General features: G+C 55.0%; 19 protein-coding genes and 1 riboswitch. Of the genes, 11 read left to right on the top strand and 8 right to left on the bottom strand.

Translation table 11 applies throughout. The features are described 5' to 3' along the window. Window positions 1-72 precede the first annotated feature (72 nt). Complete coding sequence (locus MNU25_RS11955; protein ID WP_240985281.1) at window positions 73-1,128, top strand: XdhC family protein; 1,056 nt, start codon at window positions 73-75, stop codon at window positions 1,126-1,128. A gap of 37 nt (window positions 1,129-1,165) precedes the next feature. On the opposite strand, the gene MNU25_RS11950 is transcribed toward MNU25_RS11955, so the two are convergent. The 3 genes from MNU25_RS11950 to MNU25_RS11940 form a co-directional block, all read right to left on the bottom strand. Then, window positions 1,166-2,017, bottom strand: a complete 852-nt coding sequence (locus MNU25_RS11950; protein ID WP_240985280.1) for a YitT family protein — start codon at window positions 2,015-2,017, stop codon at window positions 1,166-1,168. A gap of 318 nt (window positions 2,018-2,335) precedes the next feature. Then, complete coding sequence (locus MNU25_RS11945; protein WP_240985279.1) at window positions 2,336-3,682, bottom strand: DUF4349 domain-containing protein; 1,347 nt, start codon at window positions 3,680-3,682, stop codon at window positions 2,336-2,338. Further along, window positions 3,679-4,179, bottom strand: coding sequence for an RNA polymerase sigma factor (locus tag MNU25_RS11940; protein WP_240985278.1), 501 nt, complete (start codon window positions 4,177-4,179; stop codon window positions 3,679-3,681). The genes MNU25_RS11945 and MNU25_RS11940 overlap by 4 nt, the downstream gene beginning before the upstream one ends. 374 nt (window positions 4,180-4,553) lie before the next feature. Here MNU25_RS11940 and MNU25_RS11935 point away from each other — a divergent pair, with 374 nt between their 5' ends. From MNU25_RS11935 to MNU25_RS11925, 3 genes are all read left to right on the top strand, one after another. Next, entirely contained in the window at window positions 4,554-4,790 is a 237-nt protein-coding gene (locus MNU25_RS11935) for a glutaredoxin family protein (RefSeq protein WP_240985277.1), read from the top strand. 157 nt (window positions 4,791-4,947) lie between these two features. Continuing rightward, the gene (locus MNU25_RS11930) at window positions 4,948-5,220 is read left to right on the top strand and encodes a co-chaperone GroES (protein ID WP_047831709.1); all 273 of its coding nucleotides are present in this window, start codon (window positions 4,948-4,950) and stop codon (window positions 5,218-5,220) included. A 204-nt stretch (window positions 5,221-5,424) separates the two neighbouring features. Continuing rightward, window positions 5,425-6,144, top strand: a complete 720-nt coding sequence (locus tag MNU25_RS11925; RefSeq protein ID WP_240985276.1) for a hypothetical protein — start codon at window positions 5,425-5,427, stop codon at window positions 6,142-6,144. A gap of 118 nt (window positions 6,145-6,262) precedes the next feature. Here the strand turns inward: MNU25_RS11925 and MNU25_RS11920 are convergent, their stop codons facing one another. From MNU25_RS11920 to MNU25_RS11910, 3 genes are all read right to left on the bottom strand, one after another. Further along, the gene (locus MNU25_RS11920; RefSeq protein WP_240985275.1) at window positions 6,263-6,625 is read right to left on the bottom strand and encodes a cupin domain-containing protein; all 363 of its coding nucleotides are present in this window, start codon (window positions 6,623-6,625) and stop codon (window positions 6,263-6,265) included. A 130-nt stretch (window positions 6,626-6,755) separates the two neighbouring features. After that, window positions 6,756-7,319: a flavin reductase family protein gene (locus MNU25_RS11915; RefSeq protein WP_240985274.1), complete on the bottom strand. Its 564-nt coding sequence runs from the start codon at window positions 7,317-7,319 to the stop codon at window positions 6,756-6,758. Between the two features lie 490 nt (window positions 7,320-7,809). After that, window positions 7,810-9,399, bottom strand: coding sequence for a peptide chain release factor 3 (locus tag MNU25_RS11910; RefSeq protein WP_240986820.1), 1,590 nt, complete (start codon window positions 9,397-9,399; stop codon window positions 7,810-7,812). Between the two features lie 278 nt (window positions 9,400-9,677). On the opposite strand from MNU25_RS11910, the gene MNU25_RS11905 reads away from it, so the two are divergent. After that, window positions 9,678-9,884, top strand: coding sequence for an alpha/beta-type small acid-soluble spore protein (locus MNU25_RS11905; RefSeq protein WP_047831706.1), 207 nt, complete (start codon window positions 9,678-9,680; stop codon window positions 9,882-9,884). 366 nt (window positions 9,885-10,250) lie between these two features. On the opposite strand, the gene MNU25_RS11900 is transcribed toward MNU25_RS11905, so the two are convergent. Together MNU25_RS11900 and cls are read right to left on the bottom strand one after the other, a co-directional pair. After that, on the bottom strand, window positions 10,251-10,448 hold the full coding sequence (locus MNU25_RS11900; protein ID WP_240985273.1) for a hypothetical protein: 198 nt from the start codon (window positions 10,446-10,448) through the stop codon (window positions 10,251-10,253). A gap of 107 nt (window positions 10,449-10,555) precedes the next feature. Beyond that, window positions 10,556-11,971 carry a cardiolipin synthase gene (gene cls / locus MNU25_RS11895; RefSeq protein ID WP_240985272.1) on the bottom strand — a complete coding sequence of 472 codons (1,416 nt, stop codon included), beginning with the start codon at window positions 11,969-11,971 and terminating at the stop codon, window positions 10,556-10,558. A 236-nt stretch (window positions 11,972-12,207) separates the two neighbouring features. On the opposite strand from cls, the gene asnB reads away from it, so the two are divergent. The 6 genes from asnB to cobT all read left to right on the top strand — a co-directional run bounded on the left by asnB (window position 12,208) and on the right by cobT (window position 18,904). Beyond that, complete coding sequence (gene asnB, locus MNU25_RS11890) at window positions 12,208-14,082, top strand: asparagine synthase (glutamine-hydrolyzing) (RefSeq protein ID WP_240985271.1); 1,875 nt, start codon at window positions 12,208-12,210, stop codon at window positions 14,080-14,082. A gap of 104 nt (window positions 14,083-14,186) precedes the next feature. After that, window positions 14,187-15,068: a phosphate ABC transporter permease subunit PstC gene (gene pstC, locus MNU25_RS11885; RefSeq protein ID WP_240985270.1), complete on the top strand. Its 882-nt coding sequence runs from the start codon at window positions 14,187-14,189 to the stop codon at window positions 15,066-15,068. Then, window positions 15,065-15,907 (top strand): phosphate ABC transporter permease PstA, encoded by an 843-nt coding sequence (pstA, locus tag MNU25_RS11880; RefSeq protein ID WP_240985269.1) that lies wholly within the window; start codon window positions 15,065-15,067, stop codon window positions 15,905-15,907. The genes pstC and pstA overlap by 4 nt, the downstream gene beginning before the upstream one ends. A 70-nt stretch (window positions 15,908-15,977) precedes the next feature. After that, a complete protein-coding gene (gene pstB / locus MNU25_RS11875) occupies window positions 15,978-16,733 on the top strand; it encodes a phosphate ABC transporter ATP-binding protein PstB (protein ID WP_240986819.1) in 756 nt (251 codons plus the stop codon). 20 nt (window positions 16,734-16,753) lie between these two features. After that, window positions 16,754-17,413 carry a phosphate signaling complex protein PhoU gene (gene phoU, locus MNU25_RS11870; RefSeq protein WP_240985268.1) on the top strand — a complete coding sequence of 220 codons (660 nt, stop codon included), beginning with the start codon at window positions 16,754-16,756 and terminating at the stop codon, window positions 17,411-17,413. 73 nt (window positions 17,414-17,486) lie between these two features. After that, a riboswitch (cobalamin riboswitch) is annotated at window positions 17,487-17,662 on the top strand. Window positions 17,663-17,815: 153 nt separating this feature from the next. Beyond that, window positions 17,816-18,904, top strand: a complete 1,089-nt coding sequence (gene cobT / locus MNU25_RS11865; protein ID WP_240985267.1) for a nicotinate-nucleotide--dimethylbenzimidazole phosphoribosyltransferase — start codon at window positions 17,816-17,818, stop codon at window positions 18,902-18,904. Window positions 18,905-18,909: the final 5 nt, after the last annotated feature.

Here is an 18,909-nt window from a genome sequence, read left to right as displayed (position 1 = left end):
GAAGCCCGGGAACAGCCCAGCCCCGTCAATCGCCATAGAAATCCAGAACAACCGGTGAAAGGAGTGGTTTTCTTGGATGACACGCTCATTCGCTCCATCTTGGACACCTTTAAAAACCGGGTTCACGCGGTTATGGCCACCATCGTCCGCACGGAAGGCTCAACCCCGCGTGAACCCGGCACGCGCATGTTGATTTTCGCAGACGGCCAAACAGTCGGGACAATCGGAGGGGGAAGCACCGAACAGTCGGTCCTGGCCGGAGCAAGAGCGCTCTTAAACACAAACGGGACCTTTCCGCCCGAAATCCGGCATTTGGGGATCAATCAGACGGCAAATCCGAAACTGTCGCCGGTTTGCGGGGGCAGTCTGGATGTTTTGTTGGAGGAAGTAGGGGACCGCGGCTTTTGGCAGCATGCCGGAGAGCTCGCGGCAAGCGGCCGGGAAATTGTCCTGATTACCGCTCTTTTTCCGCCGTATGCCAAAACCATCTGGGACTCCCGGGGAAACATCCTTGGAGGCGAGCCTCAGGCCGGCTTAGCGGTCACAACCCTCGATCTGACGCAAATCCGCGCACGCAGAGCAGCCTTGGTTTGGGAAACCAGGGCTTTAAGCTGGTTGGTCGAACCGGTTCTCAGAAAGGAGCGGCTCCTTATTTTAGGCGCCGGACATGTGGGACGGGAAGTAGCCTACTACGCTAAACCGCTTGACTTTGAGGTCAGCGTCATCGACGACCGGGTGACCTGCGTCCGGCCTGAATTTTTCCCCGGAGCTCAATCCGTGCTGTGCACGGAATTTGTCGACGGAATTAAAAATTACCGGCCCCAAAACGACACCTATGTCGTAATCGCGACCTGGAGTCACCAAAAAGACGAGGAATGCCTGAACGAAGTTCTGAATTACCCCGCCAAATACATCGGTATGCTGGGGAGCCAAACAAAGGTTCGGCGAATCGTGACAAACCTCAGGGACAAAGGATACACGGCTGAAAACATTGCCCGTCTCAGAGCGCCCGTGGGTTTGGACATCGGCGCACAAACCCCGGCCGAAATAGCCCTTAGTATTTTGGCCGAGATCATTTCCGTTAAGCGCACCGGACAAGCCCCACGGGAAACGACGGCAGCGCCTTAATCCACTTGCCCGAACCCCCTTGTTCAATTGTTATCGTTTACTCTATGGACATAAATCCCTTGCCGACGACTTCCGAAGCGGTTTGCACGATCAGGAAAGCCTGGGGATCAACCTCCCGCACGATGCGCTTGAGATTGCCCAATTCCGACAGACTGATCACACAGATAATGATATTCTGGGTTCGGTCGGAGTAAGCCCCCCGGCCGGATAGGAAAGTGGCTCCCCGGCCGATATCGCTCAGGATGGGCTGAACCATCTCGGCTGATTTTTCCGAGATGATGGTCACCGCTTTGGCGGGAATCCCGCTTTGGATCACGTCCACCGTGCGGCTGTAGGCAAACATGGAAACCAGGGTGTAAAGCGCAATCTTGGGTCCAAGAATGGCCCACGAGAGCAGCAATACGACAATATTGAGCATGAGTGAAGTCGTACCCATGGCCCAGCCGAATTTACGCTGCAGCACTTTGGCCACGATGTCCGTTCCGCCCAGGCTCCCTCCCAGACGGAAAATGATGCCCGAACCTATTCCGCCGACAACCCCGCCGTACACCGCTCCCAGGAACAAGTCATCCAGAGCCAGGGGGTGGATGCCTTTAAAAAGGTCCAGCAGGACAGAATAAACCACGACACCGTAAAGGGTCTTGAAAACAAACGTCTTATGGACTTCCTTCCAGCCCAAAACGAAAAGCGGGACATTTAATACCAAGGTGACCAAGCCTATCGGCAGCCCCAGGGTGTAGAAAAGCAGCAAGGCAATGCCGCCGACCCCGCCCCCGCCTAATCCTGCCTGGACAATAAACGCCTGCACGCTGAAGGCGAAGATCCCAGCCCCCAAGGCAATCCCTGCCAGCTCCGCCCAAAACCGCACGGAGCGCCACCGCTTATTCAAAACCTCTCCACCTTCCGTACCTGAACTCGTTGACCCGGCACCGACTCGTTAACCCAGCGGCGCGAATATGGCCGAAGAAACTGCCGGACTTCATTATAAGCCCTGGCAAGCCTTATTTCAACGCGATCGGATCCGGGGGTGAGGGCCTTACATGCGCGGCCCTCACATTCTGACTTCAGGGCTAAAAGGTTCGTCACCATAGCGGGTCCCGCCGCCACTGTTCCGTACGCTGAGCGCGGGCCTGAGCAGCCCGGCAGCTGTTTTTTCGTCCTCTCTGCGACATTGTTGAGGCATGGAATCCATGCCTCAACAGTCGCGTCACTTTTTTCGGGAGCGATACTTCTTCAGGAGAAGGTAACCCAGCCAGCCCAGGACGCCCAGGAACAGATAGGGTGCGGCATACCCCAAGCCAATGATGATATAGTTAAGCAGGTTCCAACTCCCGGTCAGGGTTTTACTGAAAGCGGCCACCGCCGCCTGCCAGGTCAGACCCCAGGCCGCCGGCCGCCAGGGCGTGCCGACTTTGACGTTGGGGTTCGGCTGGGGAACAAGCTGCAAGTCGATCGTGGCATAATCCACCTGGTTATTCATCAGCTTCAGTCTGCCCTCCAGGAGTTGAATCTGGCCGCGCACGTTACTCAGCGCGCTTTCCACTTTGAGAACCTCGTCCACCGTCTTAGCCTGCCCCAGTATTTTCAGATACTGTTTTTCTTCTGCTTGCCAGTTCGCCAAAAGGGTTTGCGTATCATAATACTGGTCCGTGATATCATTGCTGTTCAGTTGTTCATTCAGAACCTTGCCCAGGGCCGAGACCCGTCCCTTCATCTCCTGCATCCGCCCGTCCGGCACTTTGACTGTAATGTGACCTGAGGCGCCGCCGGCCGCATTGGTCTGCTCCATGTTCACGACATACCCACCGAGTTTTTGCGCTTCCGCGCCGACCTGACTCAGCGCCGTCTGAACCTGGGCCACTTGGATGACAAGAGAGAGGTTCTGCGTGATTTTACGGGGAAAAGTATTTTGGCCGGTTCCCGTCTCACCTTTGCCGGCTGTATCGGGCAGCGGCGCAGATGCCGCGGGAGTTCCAGCAACAGCGCCGGGAGGATTCGACGCCGTTTTAGGCGCAAAGGAGGAATTCAGACTGTGCTTAGGAGCACCTCCGGCGGCGGGCTGCGCGGCACTTTGCGGCGTTCGCGCCGCGGAAGTGCCGACGGAACCGCCTGCGCCCGAGGAAATCGCCGCCCCACCGCTCAGGCCGCCGAGCCGGGGGGGATTAAGCACTTGCCAGCCGCCCCAAGACAACAGCACGACCGCCAGCGGCACAACCGCTTTCCAGCCCCAGCGGCCAAGGAGAAGGGCGGCTCGTTCACGCAGGTTCAGGGCCGCAGCGGGGAGATTCTCCGCACCGGGTTTTTCCCCCGACGGCGACCTCTCCGGAGGGAGATAGGAGTCGCCCGACCCAGCGGAATTCTCAGCACTGGGTTTCTCCGCCGGCGCTAATCCCGCAGCTGCAGCGGCAGACGGCTGGGCGGCAATTTTGGCCCAAGCTTTTTCCTTGATGCGTTCTTTCTCTTCGGGGGTAGGATCGACCCTGGCAAAAAACTTCCTGATTTGAGTCAGCCCCCTGTCTTCGCTCCATATTTTCAGGGGATCTTTGCGTCTCATTTCTGTTCACCCCCTGCTGTCTCAAGATCATGATAGATCTTGCGGAATCCCTTTTTCGCCCGGTAGAGCATACTGTCCACCGCTTCATGGGTAATGCCCAGAATTCCGGCGACATCGTCGGCACTCAACCCTTCAACCAAACGCAGTTGAATGACAGCGGTGTGTTTGGGGGGGAGTCCGGCCAAGACCTGGCCGATATGCAAGAGGGCCGCCGTCTCTTCGCAGGGATCACTCCCCCGCAAATTATCCTCTAAGGGGACCAGGGCGGGGATTCTCTGACTGCGGCGATAATAGTCGGCAACATGGTGGTAAGCGATGCGTAAAGCCCAAGGTTTCAGATTGGGACCCCGGAAAGTCGGCAGAGCCCGCCAAATCTTAGCCATAATCTCGGCCACGACATCTTCAATATCCCGCCCGGGGATTCTCACCTTAACAAACCTGTAAACCGGAGAAAATAATTGCTCATAAATATCATCAAAGGATAGCTGACTCTCCAATCCGGCGGAACCTCCCCTTAAGCGTTCACGTCCCCTAGAAAACCTCTCCGGAAGCCCGCATCCTCTCTGGCCGGCCCGGACCCACTGACGTGGGGTTCACAGTCCCGTCTGTAAAGACGCTTTTTGCCGCCCCCATCTGACGCTCCGTTTTCTTAACTCAAGCGGAAAATATCCTCGGAAGAGCTATATTTTGGCCCGTTTCCGACAATAATAATAGTTGATAAAATCAGCCGGCAAATTTTCCGCCAAAGACGCCGCTTGACAAAAGTGAACTACTCATTAATATTAGTAGTAGAGTTAGCACTCGATCTAAGAGAGTGCTGATAAATTAAGAGGGGTAGCCTGATTTCCAGAAGAAAAGGAGGGAAAAGATTATGGCGGTCACCGTTTATTCTACCCCAACCTGCTCATTCTGCACAGCAGCCAAACGCTATCTCAAAGAGCGAAACATTCCTTTTCGCGACGTGGACATTTCCAGGGATGCCAAAGCTGCCGCAGATATGGTGCGCAAAACCGGACAACAGGGTGTACCGGTGATCGATATCAACGGTAAAATCATCGTCGGCTTTGACAAACCGAAGATCAACTCGGCTCTCGGCCTACGCGGTTAGACCCATATGGGACCCCTAACCGGAGTACCGGCCGGCTTCCCGGCGCCTGCGAACGCCCGGCGCCCAGCGGACCGGCAGAGGGTGGAAACACCCAATGCGGGAAAGGGATTGCTCATGAAAACTGAACTTAATGATGAAACTTTGGGAGGCGATTATCTTGAAAATTAAACCGTTAGACGACAGGGTCCTGGTCAAACCCGTGGATCCGGTGGAGAAAACCCAGAGCGGGATTTACCTGCCCGACACGGCCAAAGAAAAATCCCAAGAAGGTCTGGTCATCGCCGTCGGCACGGATGAAGATCTCCAAAGCAAAATCAAAGAAGGCGATAAGGTCCTTTTTACCAAATACGGCGGTACCGAAATCAAAATTGAGAACACCGACCACATGATTCTAAGCCGCAGCGATATCCTGGCTGTGATTGAAGGTTGAGCTTGAGAAAACAGAATCGGCAAGAGGAGCCCCTTTGTCTTTTCCGGGGTTCCTCTTCTTTTTCGCTTGACACCGGAAACCCTCCTCCCCAGCGCACGCTTTTTTTTCGTGTGAAGAGGAAACTTCCACCCGATGCAGAATACTAAGGCATAACGATCGACTCCGGACAAAAGCGGACAAAATTTGCGGAAAGAAGGTATGCCTGTGGAATTTGAAGTCGAACCCTTTCAAAACTTCGTGCAAGGCAACCATTTGGTCATCGGGACTCCCGGCATCGGCAAAACCCGGCTGCTCCTGTCCCTCTTGGAAGACGAGCATTTTTGCGATGAGAACACGATCCAGATCGTTTTGACCGATTCTCAAGAGCGCCTAAGCCAGGCTCGCTCCCCGGTGCCTCTGACCCACATCGATCCTTACGCCACCGACATGGGTTGGATCGCCGAACCCTCCACCCCGGGAATCCATTTTGCCTCCTGCAACTACGTTCCGCGGACCACGACTTTTGTGGAATGCCTGGCAAATTTTGCCCGTCAGAGAGAAGGAAATATTACGCATCCCGTGCGAACCTTTCTTGACTTCTCGGAACATTACTGGAAAGACGCGGCCTTTGTCGAACAGTTCTCCCGCTTGCACTATGTCAGTGAATCCATCGCCACTGGCGATGTCCGGCCGCTCAGCATTTGGACAGTGCTCACGAGCCTCTCTGAGCTGCCTCTGACCGCCCAGGGCATGTTGCCGCACGCTCATTTGATTCTGATCAATCCCCTGACTCCCAACGTCTTACAAGAGGTGGATGACTTCCTCGGTCAGAATCTGGCCGGGAATCTTCCGTCGCCGGCCGCTTCCGGCAAAGACGCGGGCGGTTTCTTCTACCTCCCGTGTGCCTCCCAAACAGTTTATTACAGCAAAGGCGGCCTATCCTAAGCGGACCCGCCCGGAAAAACCGAAAGGTTCGAAAAACAGCAAGCCCCCCGCCGGCGATAGCTGCGGGGGGCTTGCTTATGTCCGTAAGGCCGGCTGAAGCCGGGGGCATGCGCCTAAGCTAGGCTTTTGAGTCAAAAAGGATTAAAGAAAGTAAGACTAAATCCGTATCCCCGGTGTTTTCCAAAGCGTGGCTTTCCCCGTGACGCGTCAGCACCATGTCTCCCGTCCCCACCGAAGACTTTACCCCGTTGTCATTGATCGTCCCCGTCCCGCTCAAGATGAAATAGACTTCGAAGTCACCCATGTGCTCGTGTAATCCGATAGAAGCTCCCGGTTCGAGGACGTTCTTGGCAAAAAGCCGGCCTTTACCGGCAAACTCTCCCTTCCCTTCCTCCAGGATGTGGGTTATTTCCACCTTCCCTTGGCCCCCGCGCAGGCCCTTGACGCCTTCCCGGCGCATCTCACTGGCTTTTCTGATCATCTCGACATTCACTCTCCATATATTCCTGCTTTTAAAAAATCCGCTGCTTATCCGGTCGTACATCCCCAGTCTGTCCGGTCGTAAATTCCCCCCGCTCGGTAGGTGGGCATCGGGCCCATCCCCAGAAGCCTTACTTCCCTCGCCGTTTGCTGTAGCCGTGAATACCGACTTTTTCCTGCAAAGCCCAATATTCGTTGCCGCAGAATCCGTAAGGCTTGATCTTGCGGAAGTCGGGCTTTCCGTTGGCGTCAAGGACATCTTCATTGTAGTGAACCGACAAGACCTCCGCGATGAAAACATCATGACTTCCCAGGGAAACAATCTGTTTAACCCCGCATTCGATATTGACAGGACATTCGGCAATGAGCGGAGCTTGCACTTCTGTCGCCGGCAGAGCCGTTAAACCGGTCTCGGCAAACTTATCCACGTCCTTGCCTGACACCGTCCCGCAATAGTCCGTGACTTCCGCTTGCTCCACCGACGGGATATTAATGACATATTCCCCCGACTCTTTGATCAGCCGGTGCGAATACCGGATTGGATTGATCCCGACGTACACCATGGGAGGCACTGAATTCATAACCCCCGTCCACGCGATGGTGACGATGTTGCTCTTGCTGCCCAGGCGGGAACTGACGAGGACCGTGGGAACCGGAAAAAGCGCCGTGGAAGCTTTCATTTGGATCTTGTTCATCATTGCCGTCTCCTTCCCATTAAGTTCCTTATGTATATGCGGATGTATATGACTCCTATTATATCCATTAGGATTCCCAGGTCAAATGATAAAATCTTTTGCCCTGTTATATAACTATACTAACAATCAGTAACTTTTATGTAAGAACTGGTTGATTCCTCCATTCCGTCTGTATTATAATAGATGAAAAGAGATGTTGTCTGGTCGATAAAAGATGATGGAGAGGAGGGATTGATGTGTCTGATTTGGCGCCGAAGGACAATAGCCATGATGCCCTCATACCGCCCCCGTCCTGTTCAGAGTGTTCTGACCGCGATAATTGCACCCAGTGCATCAGTTTCTGAGATCCGGCACAGGGGGAAGCTCAGCCAAGCAAACACAAAAGGCCTTGCTCAGCGAGTCAGCCGCGAGAGCAAGGTTTTTTTTGCTTGTGTCAGCCCTGATTGAGCAGCCCAAACACTTGAGCGAGCGTACCGCCGGCCGGCAGCGACTACCTGTTAACCGCAGGCTCCGCATAAAACTTAATACCGTACCTCTCGCTCATCCAAGCAGCCTTCCACTCGTCGAGAAGAAGGACGGCGGGATTGTCGTCTTTGTCCAATACCACCAGGCTCATATTGGAATCTTTGAGCAGCTTGAGATTGGGCTCCTCCGCGGCCACCCAGCGCACCAAGCCGTAGGTCAAATGGTTAATGCTGACGGGAACACCGTACTCCTCCCGCAGGCGGTAAGCTAAAACATCGAACTGCAATTGCCCGACCACGCCAATGATCGGAGCCTCCACGCCCAGGTGCGGATCCCGAAAAACATGAATCGCTCCTTCCTCCTGAAGTTCCCGGATGCCCTTGATAAACTGCTTACGTTTAAGGGCATTGGCAATGCTGACCCGGGCAAAGTTCTCGGGACTGAAAAAGGGCATGGCTTCAAATTCCAACCCATCCCTCTCCGCCAGGACATCGCCGATCCGCAAGGTCCCGTTATCATGAACTCCAATGATGTCCCCGGCGTAAGCTTCGTCCAGGATCGTGCGCTCCTGGGCAAAAATCTGCTGCGGCTGCGCGAGGCGCAAGCGCCGGTGCGAACGGGTGTGAACCACCGTCATTCCCCTTTCGTAACGGCCCGCGCAGATCCGGATAAAGGCGATCCGGTCCCGATGCGAAGCATCCATATTAGCCTGAATCTTGAATACAAAACCCGCAAATTCCGCGGAATCGGGCTTGAGCCGTCCCAAATTGGTCTCGCGCGGCTGTGGTCTGGGTGCCAAAGCCAAAAAGCCGCTGAGGAACTGGGGCACCCCGAAATTATTCAAAGCACTGCCGAAAAACACCGGGGTTACCTCTCCCCGGCTGACCCGCTCGCGGTCAAAAGTGTTCCCGGCCAGATCCAAAAGCTCGATCTCTTCCCTCAGAGCCGCGAGCAAATCAGCCCCAATCCCTTCCCGTACCTCCTCATCTGTTAAAGAGCCCGAGAGCGCGGCCTCCGCCGTCTTATGGCTGCTTCCGGGGCGGAAACGCTCGACTGTCCGTTTCTCCCGATCGTAAATTCCCTTGAAGTAGCTGCCCATGCCAATGGGCCAATTCATGGCATAGGCTTCAATCCCCAAGACTTTCTCCACCTCATCCATCAGGTCCAGCGGGTTTTTGGCATCGCGATCCATCTTGTTAATGAACGTGAAAATCGGAATCCCGCGCCTGCGGCAAACCTGGAACAATTTGATCGTCTGGGCCTCCACCCCTTTGGCTCCGTCAATGATCATCACGGCACTGTCGGCTGCGGTCAGGGTGCGGTAGGTGTCCTCACTGAAATCCTGGTGACCGGGTGTGTCCAAAATATTGATGATATGCCCCAGATATTCGAACTGCATCACACTGGACGTAATTGAGATGCCGCGCTGCCGTTCCAACTCCATCCAGTCCGAGGTGGCATACCGTTCCGCTTTACGCGATTTTACAGAACCCGCCAGACGAATGGCCCCGCCAAAAAGCAAGAGTTTCTCCGTCAGGGTCGTCTTGCCCGCATCCGGGTGGGAAATAATGGCGAAGGTCCGCCTTGAACCGATTTGGCAGCCTAATTCCGCCAGGCGCTTGGCGGTCTCCCTGTCCTCCGGCGGCCGCCCGCTGTTTTCCGCATTTAGATCGCTTGCCTTCAAACTCTTTGTCTCCTTCAAACGGTTCTTTATGAAATTCCCGCAAATTATTATTATAGCATGAATGACGCAAAAGTCACGGGGTCTCTTTTATTCCTCATTTGGATAAATATGAGGTTATGAACAACAATTACCTGAGTAATCTTAACTCAGCGACAGATAATAAGAACGTCTCCAATACATCCACTATTCACATAAGGAGGGAACCACGAATGGCAGGAGAAAGAAACACAAACCAACCCGCATTGCAGGGGGCTTCTCAAGCCTTGGATCAGTTCAAGTATGAGATTGCCAATCAGTTAGGCGTTCAGCTCGGTGGCGACCGTCCCAGCCGTGAAAACGGATCCGTTGGCGGCCAGATGACTAAAAGGATGATCCAGTTTGCCGAGCAGAATCTGCAGAACGGCAACCGGCTGTAAAAAAAGCGCCGGGAACCGGAAAGGGATGTCCGAAAGGATATCCCTTTCTCCTATCGTGAGACTCCCACTTCCGCAATTGCGGGACGGCCGCAACAACCGGCCGAGCGGCAGGCCGCTCCGCTTCTGCAATGATGAGACTCCAACGCTTGACCAAGAGGGGCTTAGCCGCATGCCCCTGGCTTTAGCCGGCTTTAGCCATGCGGAGATTCAGAGGTCCAATGGACGTAGCCCGGGAGTGCAGCTCCGCTTTTGCAATTGTGAGACTCCAGCCAGAACCGGAAAAATAAGCAGTAAACTGAAATACTCCCTCCCACTTCTACAAGTGGGAGGGTTTCGCTGAACGGGTTCACCGCCCCCGGCACCGGATCAGGGGAGTGTTCCTTCTTCCTCCGCCAGAAACTTCTTTTTTGAGGCCAAATGTTCCTTAACATCTTTCAGCTGGTGAGGAGTCAGCTCCCCCGCGTTTTCTGAGAGGAACTTCTCGTTTTTCTTAATATTTTCTTGCGTCTGTTTGATTTTTGCCACTTCTTCTTTGCGCATTTTGTTGCCATCATTCCTGGGCATACCTAAATCACCTCGCTCCTAGTGTAACCAAGGCCAGTCGTTTCATCCCCGGCAAAAACCTTCGCTCCAAGATTGAAACCGCGGCTTAAAGGGCGCGGCCGGCCGCGCTAAAGAACGGGGGCCAAGAGTTTGGCCGTTGCCTCACGCAGGCGCGCGCCCAGCCCTCGCTGTTCGAAAACCTCCGGGGTTACCGCTTCCGCGTCTTCGACATCCTGCGCAAATCCGTCTTCCAGCCTCGTTACAATCTCGCGCTCGTAGATGAGGGCATTGATCTCGAAATCCAATTCAAAACTCCTTATGTCGAAGTTGGTTGACCCGACCACCCCGTATTTACCGTCGATCAGGACGGCTTTGCTGTGCAGGATCCCCTTTTTATAAGCGTAAATCTTGACTCCGGCCCGCAGGAGGTCGGCGAAGTAGGAACGGGAAGCCCAGAAGGTTATTTTATGATCCGGCACCCCCTGGGTCATCAAACGCACGTCGATCCCGCTCAGGGCCGCCGCTTCTAAAGCCATCAACGTGCCGGCGTCGGGAATAAAATAGGGCGTCTCGATATAGATCTTCTCCTTGGCCCCGGTCAAGAGCGTGAAGAAAAGCTGCAGGGAAGGCCTCCAATCCTGGTCGGGCCCGCTGGCAATGATTTGAACCCTCGTATGGCGCGCCTGATTGATGCAAGGAAAATACGGCTCCGCTTGCAGGCGCTCTCGGGTGGCAAAATGCCAATCATTGAGAAAAGCCGCCTGAAGGAAATGAACGCTTCGGCCCCTGAGCTCAAGGTGTGTGTCACGCCAAAATCCCACCTCCGGCCGAGCGGAAAGATATTCATCTCCGACATTGAACCCCCCGATGAAGCCCACTTGCCCGTCAATCACTACGATCTTGCGATGGTTGCGGTAGTTAAGATTTCGCAGCAAGCCGGGAAACCGCAAAGGTGCAAAAACTCCGGTTTTTATTTTGCCTGCCCTCAATTCGGCGAAAAAGGCGCGGGAGAGTGCGTGACTTCCCATCCCGTCCACCAAAAAGCGGACTTCCACACCCTGTGAACACTTTTCCAGGAGGAGTTTTTTAATTTGCCCTCCTATGACATCGTCCCGAAAAATATAGTACTCCAGATGGATATGGTGTCTGGCGTCGGCCAAGGCTTTAAGGAGATGTTTGAACTTTTCCTGGCCGTTCTGATAGACCTTAACGCTGTTCGCCCCGGTTAAGGGGGCCAAAGAACTGTTAAGGAGGAGACGGGCCAATTTCTTCCCTTCTTCCTCGCTCAGCCGCTCCTCACGCTCCGGTCTGGCTGCGGCCGCTCCGACAATCTCCTCAAGACTGCCCAGATTAAAATGCTTATCCCGAAAACGGGCTCTTTGGGCGGAGAAGAGCAAATAGGCGAAAAAGCCCACCCCCGGCAACAGGGCCAAGATCAATATCCAGGCCATCGTCCTGGCCGGATCCCGATTTCCCCGGAACAAGACAAGGCCCACTTCCATGATCGCCAAAAGCACCGCCACCCCGCCGCCGATCCAAAACATTATAATTCCTCTCTTTCTCCACTCTCTCGAGCTCTTGCTCTTTTGAACTTGACTTTAGCGTCTGGCCCAAACCCCCATGTGTCGTCCGCCCTGAAAACCTCCCCACTTTCCGTAACGAAAAACTTTTGGCATCCGCGCCGCAATCCTCCCTGTCACCTTCCCGGGAAACACCTCATATCCTATAGCGAAATTCGCTGAATACCTGCCAGCTCTTTTTGTGAAAGGATGGGAAACATATGTGTGGCATCGTGGGTTGGGCCGATTGGGACCGGGATCTCCGGCTGGAGAAAGAAACGTTAGTCAGGATGACTCAGAAGCTCACCCCAAGGGGACCGGACGATGAAGGGTACTGGGTTTCTCCGCATGTGGCCTTCGGGCACCGACGCCTGGTCGTCATAGACCCCGAAGGAGGGCGCCAACCCATGCTCCGGCGGCAAGGAGAAAACACCGGCGTCCTTGCCTACAACGGCGAACTCTACAATACGGAGGATCTGCGCCGCGAGTTGTCGGCCTTGGGTTACAGTTTCCTGGGACACTCGGACACCGAAGTCCTGCTCACCGCGTACTTAGCCTGGGGCTCCGCCTGTGTCGAACGCTTCAACGGGATTTTTGCTTTCGCGATTTGGGACGAAGGGCAGGAAAGGTTGTTCCTCGCCCGTGACCGATTGGGCGTCAAACCGCTCTTCTACTATGAGGACGGAAAAAGCTTCCTTTTTGCTTCCGAAATCAAAGCCTTACTCGCTAACCCCCAGATTCGGCCACGCGTCAACGCCCAGGGTTTAGCGGAGATCTTTCTCATTGGTCCGGCGCGAACTCCGGGCGAGGGGATCTACCGAGGGATGCACGAATTAAAACCCGGCCATCTCCTCTTTTTCTCCCGCCAAGGACTCACCGATCAACCCTACTGGGTCCTCCCCAATCATGTTCACCGGGATGACCCGGAAACGACCGTCCGGAAAGTGCGGGAACTCTTTCTGGACACTGTCCGACGCCAGCTAGTCTCAGACGTTCCCATCGGCACCCTTCTTTCCGGCGGCCTCGATTCCACCGCCATAACGGCCGTGGCCGCTCAGGTACAGGCTGAAGAAGGAAAAGGCGCCTTGAAAACTTTTTCTGTGGACTATGTCGACAATGATAAGTATTTCCAAGCCAATGATTTTCAACCAAACCCTGACGCCCCTTGGATTGAGCGCGTTGTCCGGCATCTTGGGACCGAACATCATCCCTCCTGCTTTGACACCCCGGAACTCGCCGACGCCTTGATTTCCGCGGTCCAGGCTCGGGATCTTCCGGGGATGGCGGATATCGACTCATCTCTCCTTCTCTTCTGCCGTGACATCAAAAGTCAAATCACGGTCGGCCTATCCGGTGAATGCGCAGACGAGGTTTTTGGCGGGTACCCCTGGTTTCAGCGGGCAGAAGCGATCCAAGCCACCACCTTTCCTTGGTCACTCCACACCGATAATCGCTTGGAGGTGCTGTCCCCTGAACTCTTAGAGCTCCTGCACCCCGCAGATTATCTGGAATATCGCTATTCCCAGGCACTGGCCGAGATCCCTGCTCTGGAAGCAGACAGCACAAAAACACTCACCCCGGAGGAAAAAGCCCGGGAACAGCGGCTGCGCGAAATTTCCTATCTGACTCTCACCCGCTTCATGCCGACTCTGCTCGATCGCAAGGATCGGATGAGCATGGCCACAGGGCTGGAAATCCGGGTTCCTTTCTGCGATCATCGTTTGGTCGAGTACGTCTGGGATATCCCCTGGTCAATCAAAATGCTGGCGGGACGGGAGAAAGGGCTCCTGCGCCAGGCGTTGGCGGGGCTCCTTCCGGACGATGTCCTTTGGCGCAAGAAAAGCCCCTATCCCAAAACCCATCACCCAGCTTACCTGAAGGCGGTCAGCCTTTGGTTGAGCCGGATTCTGGCCGACCGCAGTTCACCCCTGTTACCCCTGGTCAATGTGCCCGCCCTGCAGGCCCTGATCGAGATCTCTTCAACCCTTCCTTCCGGGCGTCCCTGGTTCGGACAGCTCATGGACACACCCCAGATGTTTGCTTATCTCATTCAAGTGGACTCTTGGCTGAGGACAAACCGAGTCGAGATTGTGTGATAAAAGGTGAATATTTAACACAAACTTAACATTGAATTAACATTATTTTAACGGGGACAGGTTACGGTAAAGTTGATGCATTTTGCGAAATCGGAGGTGTTCTTTTGCCTCGGAAAACATCGTGGGCTTCTGTCAATGATCAACTTACCCGCTACTTATTTATCGGCTGTGCCGTACTTGTCTCCCTGGTCATTCTTTCGATCCTTTGGTTCGTCGGCCAACAGGGATTGGCCACATTCCGCCATGTCACTCCCCTGGAATTCTTCACCTCCAGCCGGTGGAATCCGGACCGAGGACAGTACGGCATCCTCACTTTTATCGCGGGGTCGATTGGGACAACCTTTATCGCTATTGTTCTCGGTGCGCCCTTGGGTCTGGCCGGTGCCGTATTTATGGGCAAAATTGCTCCCTCTTCCCTCCGCTCCCTACTGCGCCCTGTGACGGAACTGTTTGCCGGCATTCCGTCGGTCGTTTACGGTTATGTGGGGATTGTCGTCTTCGTCAAAATAATCCGCAAGACGACAGGTTCGGCTACAGGATTCGGGCTCCTGGCGGCCGGCTTGGTTCTGGCCGTCATGATTTTGCCGACCATCATCAGTATCTCCGAAGATACCCTGCGTGCCCTGCCCGACAGTTATGAGGAGGCCTCTATGGCTTTAGGGGCCACGCGCTGGCAGACCATCTGGCGAGTGCTCCTGCCGGCGGCCAAGCCGGGCATTCTGACCGCCGTCATCCTGGCGATGGCCAGGGCCATCGGCGAAACCATGGCGGTGCAGATGGTCATCGGTAACTCCCCTCTCTTTCCTCACTCCTTAGTCACACCCACCTCCACCCTCACCAGCGATATTGTCATGGAAATGGGGAATACTCCCTATGGTTCGACTTGGAACGATGCCCTTTTCATGATGTCGGTGGTTCTTCTTTTGATTTCTTTGGCTCTGATCATCCTGGTCCGCCTGGGCATACAGAAAGGAGAAGCCAAGTGAAAGCGAAACAAACAAATGCCCTTGCGACTCTCCTCCTTTGGTTGGCGGCTCTGGCGATCGTAGGAATTCTGGCTTGGTTCCTGATTTTTATTTTAGGCCGAGGTCTGCCGGTCCTGGGTCCACAGTTCTTTACAGGCCCGAACGGGGTCGGGGGACAGTTTTTTAATTCTTTCTACATCCTTTTTCTCTCTTTGGTTTTCTCCCTGCCGGTCGGTGTCGGCGCCGGAATTTACTTAGCGGAATACGCTCCGAAGAACAGGCTCACGGATGTCATGCGTTTAAGCACGGAAAGTTTGGCCACCGTCCCTTCCATCGTGCTCGGACTTTTTGGTATGATCATATTTGTCAATGTGTTCAAACTCGGTTTTACCATCTTGGGAGGAGCCGCTACCCTGGCACTCCTGAACCTTCCGGTCCTGGTCAGGGTGACCGAAGAGTCTCTCCGGAACGTTCCGGCCAGCTACCGGGAAGCCAGCCTGGCTCTGGGCGCCACCATGTGGCAAACCCTGCGTAAGGTCATCCTGCCCACTGCCTTGCCCGGCCTGGTCACCGGCACAACCCTTGTAGCCGGACGAGCCCTGGGGGAAACCGCCATTCTCATTTTCACGGCGGGGATGAGCGTGTCGCGCCATCTCTTTGATCTGCGCCTGACGGCGCCCGGCGAGACTCTGGCCGTCCATCTCTACGCCGTCCAAGCCAATCCGCTGCCGGGGACCCACGCCGGCCGCGTCGCTAACGGCACGGCGGCCCTGCTGGTCCTGGTGGCTCTGGCCTTCAACCTGCTCCTGGCTTTGCCCAGCCGCTGGCTGCAGCACCGTTTAAGCGGAAAACGAGGCTAGGTTTTCGTCCGCTCCGTTTTTGGGGAGCAACGTATCTATGAGCGCATATAAAGGAGACGGCGTGATTCTTATGGAAGATAAAATTGTCGTAAAAAACCTCGACTTATATTACGGTGACAATCAGGCTTTAAAAGATGTCTCCATCGTCATGCCGGAGAAAAGCATCACGGCCTTCATCGGACCGTCCGGTTGCGGCAAATCGACTTTCTTGCGCACCTTGAACCGTATGCACGATCTTTTGCCTAATGTTAAAATTCTGGGCCGCGTCTTAATTGACGGTCAGGAAATTTATAGTCCGGACATGGATGTGGTACAATTACGCAAGAGGGTCGGAATGGTATTCCAAAGACCCAATCCTTTTCCAAAGTCCGTTTTTGAAAACGTCGCCTATGGCCCGCGTATCCACGGCGAGGTCCGCAAGCACCGCCTGAACGAAACGGTCGAACAGAGCCTGCGCGGCGCGGCGCTCTGGGATGAAGTCAAAGACCGCCTGCACAAGTCCGCTTTGGGCCTCTCGGGCGGGCAGCAGCAACGCCTCTGTATCGCCAGGCTGTTGGCCGTGGAGCCGGAGGTTCTCCTGATGGATGAACCCACCTCCGCGCTGGACCCGATCTCCACTATGAAGATCGAAGAATTAGTAACGGTCTTGAAACAGAAGTATACCATCGGTATCGTCACGCACAACATGCATCAGGCATCCAGGATCTCGGACCACACGGCGTTTTTCCTCAACGGAGAACTTATCGAAGCGGACGACACCGGGGTCTTGTTCACACGCCCGGCTGATAAGAGAACCGAGGATTACATCTCCGGGCGCTTCGGTTGATCTGATAGGAGGAATTAAAGTTGACCACCCGCCAACAATTCGACATTGCTTTGGAAGAACTCCGGCAAAGAATCGTAGAACTGGGGGAGTCTGTAAACAGTCAAATCGGTCTGGCCGTCCAAGCGCTGAAAGAGCAAGATTTGGCTCTGGCCCAAACGGTCATCACGGGAGACAGCCGGATCAACGATCTGCAGGCCGAAATCGAAGGCAAATGCATGTTTCTCATCGCGACTCAGCAGCCCTTCGCCCGGGACCTGCGTAAAATCGTTTCCGGCTTTAAGATTTCCATCAGCTTGGAACGCATGGGCGACCTGGCTGTGGACGTGGCCAAGACGGCCAACCGGATCGGGCAAACACCCTTGATTAAACCCCTGATCGATATCCCGCGCATGAGCAATACGGTGCAAAAGATGATTGAAATAGGCTTGGAGGCCTATGGTCAGGAAGACGAAAAGATGGCCCGGGAGATGTCCCAGATGGACGATGGCGTCGACCATCTTTACCGCCAGATTTTCCGCGAACTTCTCCTCATCATGATGGAAGACCCCAAGACGATCACGCAAGCGACCTATTTGACCTTAGTCGCCCGTTTCTTTGAACGCATGGGCGATTACTGCACAAATATCGCGGAGGAAGTCGTCTACCTGGTCAGCGGCCGCCGCATCGACCTGAATCAGTGAAGTGAATGCTAAAAAAACTGCGTAACCCCGTTGTCCCAAGGAAAGATCTGTGCTATGCTTAGGACAAGTAAATATTCTGGATTCTGTTTCAGGTGCCCTTCGGGGAGAATAGGGAAGCCGGTTCAAGCCGGCGCGGACCCACCACTGTGTGCGATGAACCTGCGCAAAGCCACCGGTCTTTCGAGCCGGGAAGGCGCGCTGAGGTGAAGATTCGAGAGCCAGGAGACCTGCCTGAAACTTAAAAGACTCCCCGGGGAGTGGGGAGCAGCGGAGATGATGGAAAAATCCCCGTCCACAGGATAATGTGGGCGGGGATTTTTGTCTGATCAAGAAGTCAAAATAAATCTTGCGCCGGTTCTTTAATTAAATAAAACAACACAAAATGAAAAGGAGAAATGTGACATGAACCAATCCCTGCCACCCTTGGAACAGCTGGAAGAAAAGTTCGACTCCCTCCTCCGTCGCATCGAGCCTTTGGACACGGAGGCCATGGCTCAGATCCGGAAACGTCTCGATTCGCTGACTAAGCCGCAAGGCAGTCTGGGGCAATTGGAGGAAATCGCCACGCGCTTGGGTGGAATTCAAGGAACCGCTCAACCCCAAATCACCCGGAAAGCCGTTTTGCTCATGGCCGGCGATCATGGCGTCGTCGCCGAGGGCGTCAGTGCCTTTCCCCAGGAAGTGACACCGCAAATGGTGTATAATTTCCTGCAAGGGGGCGCAGCCATTAACGCCCTTGCCCGCCAAGCCGGGGCGCAAGTGATCTGCACGGATGTCGGGGTCGCCTTTCCTCTGGAACCAGCCGATTTGATGCGCCACAGGGTCGCCAATGGGACGAGAAATATGGCCATGGGGCCGGCCTTGACCCGGCAAGAAGCCTTGCAGGCGCTCTTGGTCGGAGCGGAAGTGGCGGAGGATGCCATTCAAGCCGGAAACCGCCTTTTGGCCACCGGGGACATGGGCATCGGCAACACGACCCCCAGTTCGGCCATTGTCGCGGTGTTGACGGGGGCACCCTTGGCCGAAGTCGTGGGCCGCGGTACCGGCATCAATGATGGGGCTTTGGCCAAAAAACGGGAAGTCCTGGGCCGGGCCCTGGCAGTAAATAAACCCGATCCCGGGGATGCGCTCGATGTCCTGACTAAAGTCGGAGGCCTCGAGATCGCGGCCATAGCGGGGGCCGTTCTGCAAGCCGCGGCCGCCCGGACGGCCATTGTCATCGACGGCTTCATATCCACTGCCGCCGCCATGATCGCCGCCCGCTTGTCCCCCCTCTCTGTTTCCTACATGTTTCCCTCCCACGGTTCGGTGGAACCGGGCCACCGCAAAGCCCTGGCCTTTCTGGGCTTCGAACCTATGCTCAACCTCAACATGAGACTGGGAGAAGGTACCGGTGCCGCCTTGAGCTTTTATCTCCTCGAAGCCTCCCTCCACATCCTGAACGAGATGGCCACTTTTGCGGATGCCGGGGTGAGCGAGAAAGAAGGTTGATGTAT

This window comes from Acididesulfobacillus acetoxydans (assembly GCF_902729405.1).
In the GTDB taxonomy this organism is placed as follows: domain Bacteria; phylum Bacillota; class Desulfitobacteriia; order Desulfitobacteriales; family Desulfitobacteriaceae; genus Acididesulfobacillus; species Acididesulfobacillus acetoxydans.
This window is presented reverse-complemented; position numbering and strand designations above follow the sequence as displayed.

Coding starts and splice junctions, on each gene's coding strand:
- MNU25_RS11905 (WP_047831706.1), top strand. CDS start 9,678: ATGGCAGGAGAAAGAAACACAAACCAACCCGCATTGCAGGGGGCTTCT.
- pstB (WP_240986819.1), top strand. CDS start 15,978: ATGGAAGATAAAATTGTCGTAAAAAACCTCGACTTATATTACGGTGAC.
- asnB (WP_240985271.1), top strand. CDS start 12,208: ATGTGTGGCATCGTGGGTTGGGCCGATTGGGACCGGGATCTCCGGCTG.
- cls (WP_240985272.1), bottom strand. CDS start 11,971: ATGTTTTGGATCGGCGGCGGGGTGGCGGTGCTTTTGGCGATCATGGAA.
- MNU25_RS11900 (WP_240985273.1), bottom strand. CDS start 10,448: ATGCCCAGGAATGATGGCAACAAAATGCGCAAAGAAGAAGTGGCAAAA.
- MNU25_RS11935 (WP_240985277.1), top strand. CDS start 4,554: ATGGCGGTCACCGTTTATTCTACCCCAACCTGCTCATTCTGCACAGCA.
- cobT (WP_240985267.1), top strand. CDS start 17,816: ATGAACCAATCCCTGCCACCCTTGGAACAGCTGGAAGAAAAGTTCGAC.
- MNU25_RS11920 (WP_240985275.1), bottom strand. CDS start 6,625: ATGATCAGAAAAGCCAGTGAGATGCGCCGGGAAGGCGTCAAGGGCCTG.
- MNU25_RS11945 (WP_240985279.1), bottom strand. CDS start 3,682: ATGAGACGCAAAGATCCCCTGAAAATATGGAGCGAAGACAGGGGGCTG.
- MNU25_RS11915 (WP_240985274.1), bottom strand. CDS start 7,319: ATGAACAAGATCCAAATGAAAGCTTCCACGGCGCTTTTTCCGGTTCCC.